We start from the raw sequence: 12,574 nt of genomic DNA, 5'->3' as shown, positions 1-12,574 counted from the left end.
TCAGACGCGGGCGACGAGCCGCGTCAGCGTGCGGATCGCGGATCGTGGCGGGCGGCCGCGACGTTCGCCGACACGCGCGCGCTTCGAGGCATAGAGCGCGGTGTCGGCGCGGTGCAGGAAATCGCGTGCCGATCCGTCGCCCTCGCCGTGAAACGCCGCGCCCACGCTGCCGCCGCACGCGATCGTCAGCCCGTCCGCGCTGGCGGATCCGCGCAGCGCGGCTTCAAGCCGCAGCACGAATCCGGCGGGATCGGCCGCCAGCGCTGCATCCTCGACGATCAGCGCGAATTCGTCTCCGCCAAGCCGCGCGGCGAAGCTGCCCGCCAGCCACGGCTCGCGCAGCCGGGCTGCGGTGCTGCGCAGCACGTCGTCGCCCGCGATGTGGCCGAGCGTGTCGTTGACCGCCTTGAACCCGTCGAGATCGACCAGCGCGAGCATCAGCGGAGTCGCGTCCGCATCGGCGCGCGCCATCGCGGCATCGAGCGCGCGGTTGAACGCGGCGCGGTTCGCGATCCCGGTCAGCGCATCCTCGTCGGCGGCCCGGCGCAGCGCCTGCTGGAGCCGATACGAATCGGTCACGTCCTGGACGATGCCGACGATCGCGACGGGACTGCCGTCGACGATTTCCATCTCCGCGTGCGAGCGCACCCGGCGGAGTGCGCCGTCGGCGCTGATGAAGTCGGTTTCGATGTCCGCAGGCTCGCCGCCGTCGCTGAGGCGGGCCAGCGCCGCCTCCACGACCCGGCGCGCATCGGGTGGATAATAGCTCAGCGCGGTCGACAACGACGGCTTGCTCCCGATTTCCAGCCCATGGATCCGGTAGACGTTATCCGACCATTCGACGGTCTGGTTCGCGAGGTCGAACCGCCACGATCCGATCATCGCCATGCGTTCGGCCTGGAGCAGTACGCGTTCCTGCCGCGCGAGCCGGATCGTCTGGAGATCGCTCTCAGCCGCGAGACGGACGGCGTCGCGAGCCAGCGCGCGCGCGGCGATCAGCGCCTGCGCCACGGCCGCGAGTTCGGCGAGCATGGTCCGCTGGCCTTCGGTCAGCGTGCGCGGGCGGGTGTCGATGACGCACAGCGTGCCGACCGACTGGTCGACGCCGTCGCGCCCCGCGACGCGCAACGGCGCGCCGGCGTAGAAGCGCGCGCCGGTATCGCCGGTGACGGCGGGGAAATGCGCGAACCGCGCATCGAGCGTCGCGTCCTCCACGACGAACGGATCGATGCCGCGGATCGTCGAATCGCAGAAGGTATCCTCGCGAGGCAGGGAAGGCGGGAAGTCGGTCGTGCTCGCGGTGACCCACAGGCGATCGCGATCGAGCATCGACAGCATCGCGACCGGGCAGCCGAACAGCCGCCCTGCCAGCCGTACCAGCATTTCCAGTTCGCGATCGGGCGCGCTGTCGAGAATCCCCAGCGCATCGAGTACCGCGAGCCGGTCCGCTTCTTCGCGTTCGGTGGGAGGGGTGAACGGAATCATCGGGCAACATCTAGAGAGGAAAGATTAATTTTGCTTGGATGGACCGTCCCGGGTCGCATCAGCACGCCGCATCCGGTTCCCTCACGGGGCGCGACCGGATAGACGGGTCCATGATGGATCCGCCGCCTACGCTACCCGCCGGCTATGCCGCGCATCTCGCGCGCGACCGGCGGCGTTCACCGCATACGGTGCGCGCCTATCGCGCCACGGCGGAGCGGTTCGTGGCGTTCCTGACGGAGCATCTGGGCGCCGTGGTCGATCGCGCGGCGCTCGGGCGGCTGACGGCGGCGGACGTGCGCGCCTATCTGGCGTGGCGGCGCGGGGCGGGGAGCGGCGACGGACTGGGCAACGCGTCCGCGGCGCGCGAATTGTCCGCGGTGCGCGGTTTCGTCGCCTGGGCGGCGGCGGGCGATGCGGTGTTGCCGCGGGTGAGGGGGCCGCGGGTGAAGGCAGGCGTGCCGCGCCCCGTCTCGCCGGACGAGGCGATCGCGCTGGCGGGGCAGGTTGCCGATAGCGCCCGGTTGCCGTGGGTCGGCGAGCGCGACTGGGCGATCCTGCTGCTGCTGTACGGCGCGGGGTTGCGGATCGGCGAGGCGATGGCGCTGACGGGTGCGGTGTTGCCGCTGGGGGCGACGCTGGCGGTTACGGGCAAGCGCGCGAAGACGCGGGTGGTGCCGCTGCTGGGGGCGGTGCGCGATGCGATCGAGGCCTATGTCGCGGCCTGCCCCTGGCCGGCGGCGCGCGAGGCACCGCTGTTCCGCGGGGTGCGCGGGGGGGCGTTGCAGCCTTCGGCGGTGCGCGCGGCGGTACGCGTGGCGCGCGGCACGCTGGGGCTGTCCGACCGGACGACGCCGCATGCGCTGCGGCACAGTTTCGCGACGCACCTGCTGGGGCGGGGGGCGGATCTGCGCGCGTTGCAGGAGCTGCTGGGGCATGCCAGCCTGTCGTCGACGCAGGTGTATACGCAAGTCGACGCGGCGCACCTGATGGACGTATATCGCGCCGCGCATCCGCGGGCCTAGCGCTGCACGCGCCTGCGGGTCAGCGCTTTGCCAGCCTAAGTCAACGCTTTGCGCGGGGCTTCCACGTCGCGACGCGCCAGGCATAGCCCGCGACGATCGCCACCGTGATCGCGATCGCGACCGGGCCGACATAGCGATCGAGCTGCGCGAACCGCGAGCCCAGAAGGATGCCCGCGCCCGCGAGGATGCTGTTCCATATGAGGCTGCCCGCGAACGTCCATACCAGGAAACGCCACAGCGGCATCCGCGTCATTCCCGCGGGAAGCGAGACGATCGTGCGGAAGGTGGGCATGAAGCGGAAGACGAAGACCACCCAGCCGCCGCGCTTCGCGAAGAAGCGGTGGAGCGCCTCGACGTCCGCCCATTCCATCGTCAGCCAGCGGCCATGGCGCTCGACGAAGGGACGGAAGCGTTCGTAGCCGATGTTGCGGCCGATATAGTACCAGAAGTAATTGCCCGCGGTCGTTCCCGCGGTGCCCCAGAGCACCAGCGGCACGACCGCCATGTCGCCGCGCGCCACCGCCATGCCGCCAAGCCCCATGATGACCTCGCTGGGGACCGGCGGCACGATGTTCTCGAGCGCCATCAGCAGGAAGATGCCGAAATAGCCGCCCCAGGCGATCAGATCGAGGATGAAGTCGGTCATGTGTGGGGATCAAGTCCGGGGTGGGGCGAGTCGTTCCCGTACCCCGGCGAAGGCCGGGGTCCAGACCCGGCACGGAGCGCCGAATACGCTGCCGCGCATGTTTCTTGATGGGGCTGGGCACCGGCCTTCGCCGGGGTCCGGTAGCGGCTTAACGCGCCGCGACCCGCGCCTCGATCGCGTCCCAGATCAGCGCGGCGACGTCGGTGCCGTCGAAGCGTTCGATCGCGACGATGCCGGTTGGGCTGGTGACGTTGATCTCGGTGAGCCATTCGCCGCCGATCACGTCGATCCCGACGAAGATCAGCCCGCGCTTCTTCAATTCGGGGCCAAGCACGTCGCAGATCTCGCGCTCCTTCGCGGTCAGCACGGTCTTCTCCGCCGAACCGCCGACCGCGAGGTTCGAGCGGATCTCGCCCTCGCCGGGCAGGCGGTTGATCGCGCCCGCGACGACGCCGTCGACCAGCACGATCCGCTTGTCGCCCTTCGCGACGTCGGGGAGGAACGCCTGCACCATGTGCGGCTCGCGCCACGTCTGGTTGAACACCTCCATCAGCGCGGACAGGTTCTCGCCCTCCGGCCCGACGCGGAAGATCGCCTTGCCGCCATTGCCGTGGAGCGGCTTCACGACGATCGCGCCGTGCGACTTCAGGAAGGCGCGCGTCTCGTCGAGCGAGCGGGTGACGAGCGTCGGCGGCATGAAGCGCGCGTAATCGAGGACGAACACCTTCTCCGGCGCGTTGCGGACCTGCGCGGGATCGTTGGCGACCAGCGTCTTGTGCGCGATCCGCTCGAGCAGGTGGGTGGCGGTGATGTAGCCGAGATCGAACGGCGGATCCTGCCGCATCAGCACCACGTCCGCCGCGTCGCCGAGATCTAGGTTCACCGCCTCGCCGAACGCGAAATGATCGCCGTCGACGCGCTGGACGGTCACCGGATGCGCCGTCGCCCAGAGCCGCCCGTCGGACCAGTTGAGATCCTCCGCGGCATAATGGAATAGCCGGTGCCCGCGCGCTTGAGCGGACAGCATCAGCGCGAAGGTCGAATCGCCCGCGATGTTGATCGAATCGAGCGGGTCCATCTGGACCGCGACGGTGAGGCTCATGCGTATCTCCCTGATCCCGGGCTATCTAGGGACGGCGCGGGGGGAAGTCACCCGATCCACGCATTCTCGATGTGCCGCGGCCGGATGCCGGGCGCGAGCAGGATCACGTCGATGCGGACATCCTCGCCGTTCGTCGCGTAACGCGGAACGAGCATCTCCGCCGCCGCGGCGACGCGGGCAAGGCGGCGCTCGTCGATCGCGAAATCGAGTTCGCCCGCCGAGGCGCGTGCCTTCACCTCGACGAATGCGACCAGCGCGCCCTTCCGCGCGACGAGATCGACCTCGCCGACCGGGGTGCGCACCCGCCGGTCGAGGATCTGCCACCCCTTCAGCCGCAGCCACCACGCCGCCAGCCGCTCCCCGCGACGGCCCGCCGCCTCAGCGACGCGGCGGTCCCTCATCCTTTTAGCACCAGCGCGCGCGCGTAGAGTTCGCGGCGGTCTACGCCGAGCGCCTTGGCCACCTCCCCCGCAGCCTTCGAGGCGGGGAGCCGGGTGAGCGCCTCCAGCAGCGCGGCGTCGGCGTCGTCGGCGGAGGCGGGGGGCGCTTCGCCGGGCGGGGCGACGACGACGACGATCTCGCCCTTCGGTGCGGCCTCCGCATAGCGCTCGGCCAGTTGCGAGAGCGTGCCGGTGACCGCCTCTTCGAACCGCTTGGTGATCTCGCGCGTCACCGCGGCCTCGCGGTCGCCGAGTTCCGCCGCCAGCGTGGCGAGACATGCGGCGAGGCGCGGCCCCGATTCGTAGAGCACCAGCGTCGCGCGGATCGCTGCGATCTCGCGGATCGCATCGGCGCGGGCCTTTTCCTTCGGCGGCAGGAAGCCGACGAACAAAAACCGGTCGGTGGGCAGCCCGGCCAGCGTCAGCGCCGCTACCGCCGCACAGGGACCCGGCACCGTGACGACGAGGTGCCCCGCGGCGCGCGCGTCACGCACCAGCTTGTAGCCGGGATCCGAGATCAAGGGCGTGCCCGCGTCGGAGACGAGTGCCACCACTTGCGTTCCCATCCGCGCGATCAGGCCGGGGCGGACCCCTTCCGCATTGTGATCGTGATAGGGCGTCATCGCGCGCTTCGTGCCGATGTGGCGGAGGAGGCCGGCGGTGACGCGGCTGTCCTCCACCGCGATCACGTCCGCGTTCGACAGGATATGCGCGGCGCGCGGCGACAGGTCACCGAGATTGCCGATCGGGGTCGCGACGATGTAGAGACCGGGCGGGAGAAGTTTTTCCACAGGGGATGTCATGGCAGAGGCCGCATACGCACCGCAACGGGTGACGTCGGTGATTCGGGGTCTTGCGATCGCAGGCGCGCTGCTTCTTGGCGCGTGCCAGACGATCGTTCCGCGTGGGCCCGTCGCCGCGCCCGACCAGCGCCCGACGCGCCCGACGACGACCCGCCCGGACCAGACCGGGGTGGAGGCGGGCATCCCGCGCGATGCGCAGCGCAACCGCGTCGCGCTGCTGGTGCCGCTGTCGGGGAGCAATGCGGGCGTCGGCCAGAGCCTCGCCAACGCGACGATGCTCGCGCTGCTCGACACCGGCAGCGACAAGGTGCGGATCACCAATTACGATACCGCGACCGGCGCGGGTGCCGCGGCGACGCGCGCGATCGCGGACGGTGCGCAGCTGATCCTGGGGCCGCTGCTGGCGGAGGACGTCCGCGCGGTCGCGCCGATCGCGCGTCGCGCCGGGGTGCCGGTGCTCAGCTTCTCGAACGATGTCGGGGTGGCGGGCGACGGAGCGTATGTGCTCGGCTATGCGCCGACCCAGTCGATCGACCGCGTCGTCGGCTATGCCAAGTCGAAGGGGGTGACCAACTTCGCCGGGCTCGTGCCCAACGCGCTGTACGGCACGCGCGCATCGACCGCGTTCCTGCGCGCGGTGGAGGGTGCGGGCGGGCGCGTCGTATCGCTCCAGACCTATGATCGCGGCGCGGGCGCACTGGCGGCGGCGGTGACGCGGATGGCGAAGGACGCGCCGTTCGACGCGGTGCTGATCGCGGACGGCGGCGGGACGGCGGCGACCGCGGTGCCGCTGCTGCGCCGCGCGAGCCCGTCGACGCGGGTGCTGGGGACCGAGCTGTGGAACTCCGACAGCGCGGTGGCGACGAAGGCGGCGCTGAACGGCGCGTGGTTCGCGAGCGTCTCCGACACGCTATACCGGCAATATGCGGCCAAGTATCGTTCGCGGTTCGGCAGCGCGCCGTACCGGCTGTCGAGCCTCGGGTACGATTCGGTGTTGCTGACGGTGCGGATCGCACGCGACTGGCGTGTGGGGGCGAAGTTCCCCGAGGCGCGGCTGCGTGCGGCGGACGGGTTCTCGGGGATCGACGGCGCGTTCCGCTTCGGCGCGAGCGGGGTCGCGGAGCGCAGCCTCGAGGTGCAGGAGATCCGGGGCGGGACGACGACGGTGGTGTCGCCCGCGAGCGGCGCGTTCGGAGGGTAGGTTTTCCTGCTACGAGGAAGGGGCCGCTGTCGTTTCGACTATCGTCGTTTGGGGCGAGCCCCCTCCACCACTCGCTGTGCGAGCGGTCTCCCTCCCCGCGTGCGGGGAGGATCAGGCGGCGATCCTGTCCCCCGCGCGGACGACGACGGGGAGGATCGAGTCGAGCAGGAGCATCCCCGCCTCGGTGACGGTCAGCTGGTCGCCGTCGCGCGCGATCAGCGCGGGGAGCCGGGCGATTGCGGGTTCGTCGACGAGGTCGGCGATCGCCATCGCGCCCAGCGTGGCGATCCGCGTCAGGTCGACGCCTTCGCGCAGCCTCAGGCCCATCAGCAGCGCCTCGGTCGCGCGCGTCGTTGGGGTGAGCGGGTCCTCGGTCTGGGTGCCGTGGCCGTTGCGGGCGACCGCGGCCAGCCAGTTCTCGGGCTTCCTGTGCCGCACCGTTGCCAGCCCCGAGCGTCGGCCGTGCGCGCCCGGGCCGATGCCGGCATAGTCGCGGTAGCGCCAGTAGGTGAGGTTGTGGCGGCTCTCCGCGCCCGCGCGCGCATGGTTCGAGATCTCGTAGGCGGGGAGCCCCGCCGCCGCGGTCGTCGCGCGCGTGGCCTCGAACAGCTGCGCACCGGTCTCCTCGTCGGGGAGGACGAGCCGCCCCGCCGCCGCCTCTGTCGCGAAGCGCGTGCCGGGCTCGATCGTCAGCTGGTAGAGCGAGAGGTGCTCGGTCCCGAACGACAGCGCGCGGCGCAGTTCGGCGTCCCACGCGTCGAGCGTCTGCGCGGGGCGGGCGTAGATCAGGTCGAAGCTGACGCGCGCGAAGCAGCGTTGCGCGGTGTCGAGCGCGGCCAGCCCCTCTTCCACGTCGTGCGCGCGGCCGAGAAAGGCGAGCGCGGCGTCGTCGAGCGCCTGCAGCCCGAGCGACACGCGGTTCACGCCCGTCGTTGCGAGATCGGCGAACCGCGCTGCCTCGACCGAGGAGGGGTTCGCCTCGAGCGTTATCTCGACGCGGTCGGCGAAGCCCCAATGGCGATCGGCTGCGTCGATCACCGCGGCGACCGTCTCGGGGGGCATCAGCGAGGGGGTGCCGCCGCCGAAGAACACCGATCCGACGCGGCGGCCAGGGAGCGCGGCTGCCTCATAAGCGAGATCGGCCAGCAGCGCGTCGCGCCACGCCGCCTGGTCGACCTGCGCGCGGACATGGCTGTTGAAGTCGCAATAGGGGCATTTCGAGACGCAGAACGGCCAGTGGACGTACAGTGCCAGGGGAGGGGGGGCGAGCGGAACGGGATTGTCGGGGGGCATGGCGGTGCCGATATGGCGGGGATGGACGACGAAAGCCACCTTGTGGACGGACGTAATCCGGATCCGTCCGGGTGCACCGACGTACCCCGGCGAAGGCCGGGGCCCAGCCCCACGCGAGATCATGCGTGGCAGCGCATTCGGCGCTTTGCGCCGAGCCTGGGCCCCGGCCTGCGCCGGGGTACGGTTGCGTTGGTAATGAGCGGGCTGCTCGCCCTCGCCGCCTGCGCCGCGGGTGACGGCCCCGAGCGCGTCGTCGAGCGGCGGCCGACCGAGGCGCCGGCTGCGCGGGGTGCGGCGCTGCTGCGCGAGACGATGCTGCGCGGGCACAACGCCGCGCGCGCGGATGTGGGCGTCGCGCCGCTCGTCTGGAACGACGCGCTGGCCACCTCGGCGCGCGGCTATGCGCAGGAAATGGCGCGCACGCGTCGTTTCGAACATGCCGTCCAGCCGCAGGATCCGACGCGCGAGGGGGAGAATCTGTGGACCGGCACGCGCGACGCGTACAGCTATGCCGAGATGATCGGCCACTGGGTCGCGGAGAAGCGCGACTTCGTCAACGGCGCGACGCCGATGTTCAGCCGGACGGGCAAGTGGGAGGACGTCGCGCACTACACCCAGATCGTCTGGCGGCGCTCGACCGCAGTCGGCTGCGCGACCGCGAGCAACGATCGCGACGACTATCTGGTGTGCCGGTATGCGCCGGCGGGAAATGTGGTGGGGGAGCGGGCGTTCTGACGGGCGGGGCGATCGTCGAAGTCGTGGGAGCCATCCCGCGCGAGCGCGGCCGCATCCTGCTCGGACTGCGGTCGCCGCATCGACCGTCCTTCCCGAATTGCCGGGATGTGATCGGCGGGCATGTCGAGCCGGGTGAAGCCCCGGTCGATGCGCTGGTCAGGGAATTGCGCGAGGAGATCGGGATCGTCGTGGCGTCGACGACACCCGTTCGTCGCCTCGACCCTGGATGCGTCGATGGCCGGCCGATGCTGCTTCATCTTTTCCTGGTCGATCGATGGGAGGGCGTGCCTTTCCTTGCCAACGACGAGCATAGCGCGTTGCGCTGGTTCGACCCGCACGAGGCGGCGCGCCTGCCCGGGCTGGCAGTGGCGAAGTATCGGCGCGTATTCGCCGACGTTGCGCGCCTGCCGTCCTCCCGGACTTGATCTAAGGTCCCGCTTCTTTCCGGGCGGCGAGCAGAAGCGGGCCCCCGGATCAAGTCCGGGGTGACGAACATGTGTGGGGGCGCAACGACCGAATGTCGTCCCGCTGCCTAGAACACCGCCGCCACCAGCTGGCGGAAGGCGTCCGCGCGGTGGCTGATCGTGTTCTTCACGCCTTCGTCCATCTCGCCGAACGTCGCGGTGTGGCCGTCGGGGACGAACATCGGATCATAGCCGTGGCCGAGCGTGCCGCGGACGGGGGACACGAGCGTGCCGTCGACGCGGCCCTCGAACCATTCGACATGGCCATCGGGCCAGGCGAGCGCGAGCGCGCAGACGAAGTGTGCGGTGCGTGCGGGGTCGTCGAGTGCGGACAGCTTGCCTTCGACCAGCGCCATCGCGGCGCCGAAATCCTTCGTCTCGCCGCCCCAGCGCGCGGAGAAGATGCCCGGATCGCCGCCCAGCGCATCGACGCACAGCCCCGAATCGTCGGCGAGCGCGGGCAGGCCCGACAGGTCGGCGGCGGCGCGCGCCTTCAGCTCGGCGTTCGCGACGAAGGTGGTGCCCGTCTCCTCGGGTTCGGGCAGGTCGAGCGACGCGGCGGACACCGGCTCGACGCCGTAAGGCTCGAGCAGCGCGCGGATTTCGCGGACCTTGCCCTCGTTGTGGCTGGCGATGACGAGCTTGCCGGGAGCGAGCTTGCGGATCGCCTGTGGCTCCTTGCCCTCCCCGCTCATGCGCGGACGGCTTTCTCTTGCGCGGCGAAGATCTCGCCGCAGCCGATGCGCGCGAGGCGGAGCAGGCGGAGCAGGGCTTCCTCGTCATAGGTCGCGTGTTCGGCGGTGGCCTGCGCCTCGGCGATGTTGCCGTTCTCGAGCAGGACGAAATTGCCGTCCGCGTCGGCGTTCGAATCCTCGATATAGTCGAGGTCGAGGACCGCGAGCCCCTTGTAGATCCCGCAGCTGATCGCGGCGACCTTCTGCGTCAGCGGATCGACCGAGAGCTTGCCCGACTGGAGCAGGCCGTTGACCGCGAGCCGCAGCGCGACCCACGCGCCCGAGATCGACGCGGTGCGCGTGCCGCCGTCCGCCTGGATCACGTCGCAGTCGAGCACGATCTGGCGCTCGCCCAGCGCCTTCAGGTCGGTGACCGCGCGCAGCGAACGGCCGATCAGCCGCTGGATCTCCTGCGTACGGCCGGACTGCTTGCCCTTCGCCGCCTCGCGACTGCCGCGGGTGTGGGTGGCGCGGGGGAGCATGCCGTATTCCGCGGTGACCCAGCCCTCGCCCTTGCCGCGCAGGAAGGGGGGCACCTTCTCCTCGATGCTGGCGGTGACGAGCACCTTCGTGTCGCCGAACCCGATCAGCACGGAGCCCTCGGCATGGCGGGTGAAGCGCGGCTCGATCGTGATCGCGCGCATCTGGTCGGGGGTACGGCCGCTGGGGCGCATGGAGATAATCCTGTTCAACGGTCCGCTCGTGCTGAGTAGCCACTGAGCGAAGCCGAAGTGGCGTATCGAAGGACGGTGCTTCGATACGGGTCTTCGACTTCGCTCAGCCCCTACTCAGCACGAACGGAGTGGAGTTGGGGGCGCTCTAGCTAGGCCTGTGCTTCAGCGCCACCCCGTTGACCTGCCATCGCCGACCCCCCAAGTCGTTCCGATGCCGCCCGCCCCCCCCGTCACCGAACTCAGCGACCGCGCGCGCGATATCTTCCGGCGCGTGGTCGACGGCTATCTGGAGAACGGCGCGCCGGTGGGATCGCGGACGCTGGCGCAGGCGGGGCTGAACCTGTCTCCTGCGTCGATCCGCAGCGTGCTGGCGCAGCTGGAGGATGCGGGGCTGCTCGCGGCGCCGCATACCTCGGCGGGGCGGATGCCGACCGACCTGGGCCTGAGGCTGTTCGTCGACGGGATGATGCATGCGCTGGAGCCCTCCGCGGAGGAGCGTGCGACGATCGAGGGGCGCGTGGGGCGCGGCGATCCGGTCGAGCAGGCGCTGTCGGCGACGACCGCTGCGCTATCCGGCCTGTCGGCCTGCGCGGGGCTGGTGATGGTGCCCAAGCGCGAGCAGGTGCTGCGCTCGATCGGGTTCGTGCCGCTGAGCCACGCGCAGGCGCTGGCGGTGCTGGTGAGCGAGGACGGCGGCGTCGAGAACCGCGTGATCGACCTGCCCGCCGGGGTGACGCCCTCCGCGCTGGTAGAGGCGGGGAACTATATGTCCGCGACGCTGGGCGGCCTGTCGCTGGCGGAGGCGCGTGCGCGGGTCGATCGCGAGCTGGCGGCGGGGCGCCTCGCGATCGACGGGGCGGCGCGCGCGCTGGTCGAGCGCGGCATCGCGGTGTGGAGCGAGGACGGCGATCGTCGCCCGGTGCTGATCGTGCGCGGGCAGGGGCGGCTGCTCGACGATGCGGCGGCGGCGGATCTGGAGCGGGTGCGCGAGCTGCTCGACGACCTGGAGGGCAAGCAGGAGATCGCGGCGCTCCTCGACTCGGCGCGCGCGGGGGATGCGACGCGGATCTTCATCGGCGCGGAGACCAAGTTGTTCGCGCTGTCTGGCTCGTCGGTGATCGCCAAGCCGTTCCGCGGACTCGACGGCCGCGTGGTCGGCGTGGTGGGGGTGATCGGGCCGACGCGGTTGAACTATGCGCGCGTCGTGCCCATGGTGGATTTCACCGCCGCAACACTCGCCCGCCTGATGGGTTGAGCCGGCTGAGAACCGTTTCGAAGACAGGGATTCCGATGACCGATACCAACGCGCCTAACGCCGCAGACCTGCGCGAAGACACCGCTGCCGAAGCCCCCGAAGTGGCGGAGCATGATCAGGCACAGGGGCGGGTGGCCGAGCTGGAGAACCAGCTCGCCGACGCGCAGCAGCAGACGCTGTACGCGCAGGCGGAAACGCAGAACGTCCGCCGCCGCGCGGAGAAGGACGTGGCGGATGCGCGCGCCTATGCCGCCACCAATTTCGCGCGCGACATCCTGTCGGTGAGCGACAATCTGGAGCGCGGACTCGCCGCGATCCCCGCGGAGCTGCGCGCGGACGAGAAGATGAAGGGTCTCGTCACCGGGCTGGAGGCGACGGGGCGCGAGCTGGCCAACGTGTTCCAGCGCAACGGGCTGACGCGGATCGCGGCGATGGGCGAGCAGCTCGATCCCAACCGCCACCAGGCGATGCTCGAGATGCCGAGCGACCAGCCGGCGGGTACGATCGTGCAGGAGATGCAGTCGGGCTGGATGATCAAGGACCGGCTGCTGCGCCCGGCGCTGGTGGCGGTGGCGAAGAAGGCGGATTGAGGGCGCATGGGAACGGCGCTGACCGCTCTTCTTGAGTATCTGTCAGCGTCTATTCCTACGGGAGGAGAGTGGCGACCCGCGCTCCTCTTATGGATTGCGCTGGCTCTTTGCTGTGCCGCTGCCGCTGCGA

The 12,574-nt window shown here is 70.7% G+C and carries 14 protein-coding genes; 6 read left to right on the top strand and 8 right to left on the bottom strand.

Annotated elements, in window-relative coordinates:
• Nucleotides 1-1,485 (bottom strand): diguanylate cyclase domain-containing protein, encoded by a 1,485-nt coding sequence (locus ACV7NO_RS00950; RefSeq protein ID WP_463404169.1) that lies wholly within the window; start codon nt 1,483-1,485, stop codon nt 1-3.
• A 110-nt stretch (nt 1,486-1,595) separates the two neighbouring features.
• Between ACV7NO_RS00950 and ACV7NO_RS00945 the strand changes: the two genes are divergently transcribed.
• Complete coding sequence (locus ACV7NO_RS00945) at nt 1,596-2,507, top strand: tyrosine recombinase XerC (RefSeq protein ID WP_463404168.1); 912 nt, start codon at nt 1,596-1,598, stop codon at nt 2,505-2,507.
• A gap of 40 nt (nt 2,508-2,547) precedes the next feature.
• Here ACV7NO_RS00945 and ACV7NO_RS00940 read toward each other — a convergent pair whose 3' ends face one another.
• The 4 genes from ACV7NO_RS00940 to rsmI form a co-directional block, all read right to left on the bottom strand.
• On the bottom strand, nt 2,548-3,153 hold the full coding sequence (locus ACV7NO_RS00940) for a DedA family protein (protein WP_463404167.1): 606 nt from the start codon (nt 3,151-3,153) through the stop codon (nt 2,548-2,550).
• A 148-nt stretch (nt 3,154-3,301) separates the two neighbouring features.
• The gene (gene gshB, locus ACV7NO_RS00935; protein WP_463404166.1) at nt 3,302-4,255 is read right to left on the bottom strand and encodes a glutathione synthase; all 954 of its coding nucleotides are present in this window, start codon (nt 4,253-4,255) and stop codon (nt 3,302-3,304) included.
• A 47-nt stretch (nt 4,256-4,302) separates the two neighbouring features.
• Nucleotides 4,303-4,656, bottom strand: coding sequence for a YraN family protein (locus ACV7NO_RS00930; RefSeq protein WP_463404165.1), 354 nt, complete (start codon nt 4,654-4,656; stop codon nt 4,303-4,305).
• Nucleotides 4,653-5,498 (bottom strand): 16S rRNA (cytidine(1402)-2'-O)-methyltransferase, encoded by an 846-nt coding sequence (gene rsmI, locus ACV7NO_RS00925; protein WP_463404164.1) that lies wholly within the window; start codon nt 5,496-5,498, stop codon nt 4,653-4,655. Before rsmI ends, ACV7NO_RS00930 begins: the two co-directional genes overlap by 4 nt.
• Between rsmI and ACV7NO_RS00920 the strand changes: the two genes are divergently transcribed.
• Nucleotides 5,497-6,699 carry a penicillin-binding protein activator gene (locus ACV7NO_RS00920; protein WP_463404163.1) on the top strand — a complete coding sequence of 401 codons (1,203 nt, stop codon included), beginning with the start codon at nt 5,497-5,499 and terminating at the stop codon, nt 6,697-6,699. The genes rsmI and ACV7NO_RS00920 overlap by 2 nt on opposite strands.
• 111 nt (nt 6,700-6,810) lie before the next feature.
• Here ACV7NO_RS00920 and hemW read toward each other — a convergent pair whose 3' ends face one another.
• Nucleotides 6,811-7,992 (bottom strand): radical SAM family heme chaperone HemW, encoded by a 1,182-nt coding sequence (gene hemW / locus ACV7NO_RS00915; RefSeq protein ID WP_463407244.1) that lies wholly within the window; start codon nt 7,990-7,992, stop codon nt 6,811-6,813.
• Between the two features lie 195 nt (nt 7,993-8,187).
• On the opposite strand from hemW, the gene ACV7NO_RS00910 reads away from it, so the two are divergent.
• On the top strand, nt 8,188-8,727 hold the full coding sequence (locus ACV7NO_RS00910; RefSeq protein WP_463404162.1) for a CAP domain-containing protein: 540 nt from the start codon (nt 8,188-8,190) through the stop codon (nt 8,725-8,727).
• A complete protein-coding gene (locus ACV7NO_RS00905; protein ID WP_463404161.1) occupies nt 8,679-9,152 on the top strand; it encodes an NUDIX domain-containing protein in 474 nt (157 codons plus the stop codon). Before ACV7NO_RS00910 ends, ACV7NO_RS00905 begins: the two co-directional genes overlap by 49 nt.
• A gap of 107 nt (nt 9,153-9,259) precedes the next feature.
• Here ACV7NO_RS00905 and rdgB read toward each other — a convergent pair whose 3' ends face one another.
• Together rdgB and rph are read right to left on the bottom strand one after the other, a co-directional pair.
• Nucleotides 9,260-9,886 carry an RdgB/HAM1 family non-canonical purine NTP pyrophosphatase gene (gene rdgB / locus ACV7NO_RS00900; protein WP_463404160.1) on the bottom strand — a complete coding sequence of 209 codons (627 nt, stop codon included), beginning with the start codon at nt 9,884-9,886 and terminating at the stop codon, nt 9,260-9,262.
• Nucleotides 9,883-10,599, bottom strand: a complete 717-nt coding sequence (gene rph / locus ACV7NO_RS00895; RefSeq protein ID WP_463404159.1) for a ribonuclease PH — start codon at nt 10,597-10,599, stop codon at nt 9,883-9,885. Before rph ends, rdgB begins: the two co-directional genes overlap by 4 nt.
• Nucleotides 10,600-10,810: 211 nt before the next feature.
• On the opposite strand from rph, the gene hrcA reads away from it, so the two are divergent.
• Together hrcA and grpE are read left to right on the top strand one after the other, a co-directional pair.
• Nucleotides 10,811-11,854, top strand: a complete 1,044-nt coding sequence (gene hrcA, locus ACV7NO_RS00890) for a heat-inducible transcriptional repressor HrcA (protein ID WP_463404158.1) — start codon at nt 10,811-10,813, stop codon at nt 11,852-11,854.
• 35 nt (nt 11,855-11,889) lie between these two features.
• Entirely contained in the window at nt 11,890-12,444 is a 555-nt protein-coding gene (gene grpE / locus ACV7NO_RS00885; protein ID WP_463404157.1) for a nucleotide exchange factor GrpE, read from the top strand.
• Nucleotides 12,445-12,574: the final 130 nt, after the last annotated feature.

The organism is Sphingomonas sp. Ell38C01, from assembly GCF_055231975.1.
The sequence above is the reverse complement of the archived record's forward strand: the minus strand, read 5'-3'. Positions and strand labels throughout refer to the sequence as shown.

Bases quoted from the DNA above. Each gene is read 5' to 3' on its own strand.
- ACV7NO_RS00945 (WP_463404168.1), top strand. From the start codon at position 1,596: ATGATGGATCCGCCGCCTACGCTACCCGCCGGCTATGCCGCGCATCTC.
- hemW (WP_463407244.1), bottom strand. From the start codon at position 7,992: ATGCCCCCCGACAATCCCGTTCCGCTCGCCCCCCCTCCCCTGGCACTG.
- rph (WP_463404159.1), bottom strand. From the start codon at position 10,599: ATGCGCCCCAGCGGCCGTACCCCCGACCAGATGCGCGCGATCACGATC.
- ACV7NO_RS00910 (WP_463404162.1), top strand. From the start codon at position 8,188: ATGAGCGGGCTGCTCGCCCTCGCCGCCTGCGCCGCGGGTGACGGCCCC.
- hrcA (WP_463404158.1), top strand. From the start codon at position 10,811: ATGCCGCCCGCCCCCCCCGTCACCGAACTCAGCGACCGCGCGCGCGAT.
- ACV7NO_RS00940 (WP_463404167.1), bottom strand. From the start codon at position 3,153: ATGACCGACTTCATCCTCGATCTGATCGCCTGGGGCGGCTATTTCGGC.
- ACV7NO_RS00920 (WP_463404163.1), top strand. From the start codon at position 5,497: ATGGCAGAGGCCGCATACGCACCGCAACGGGTGACGTCGGTGATTCGG.
- rsmI (WP_463404164.1), bottom strand. From the start codon at position 5,498: ATGACATCCCCTGTGGAAAAACTTCTCCCGCCCGGTCTCTACATCGTC.
- ACV7NO_RS00950 (WP_463404169.1), bottom strand. From the start codon at position 1,485: ATGATTCCGTTCACCCCTCCCACCGAACGCGAAGAAGCGGACCGGCTC.
- grpE (WP_463404157.1), top strand. From the start codon at position 11,890: ATGACCGATACCAACGCGCCTAACGCCGCAGACCTGCGCGAAGACACC.
- gshB (WP_463404166.1), bottom strand. From the start codon at position 4,255: ATGAGCCTCACCGTCGCGGTCCAGATGGACCCGCTCGATTCGATCAAC.
- ACV7NO_RS00930 (WP_463404165.1), bottom strand. From the start codon at position 4,656: ATGAGGGACCGCCGCGTCGCTGAGGCGGCGGGCCGTCGCGGGGAGCGG.
- rdgB (WP_463404160.1), bottom strand. From the start codon at position 9,886: ATGAGCGGGGAGGGCAAGGAGCCACAGGCGATCCGCAAGCTCGCTCCC.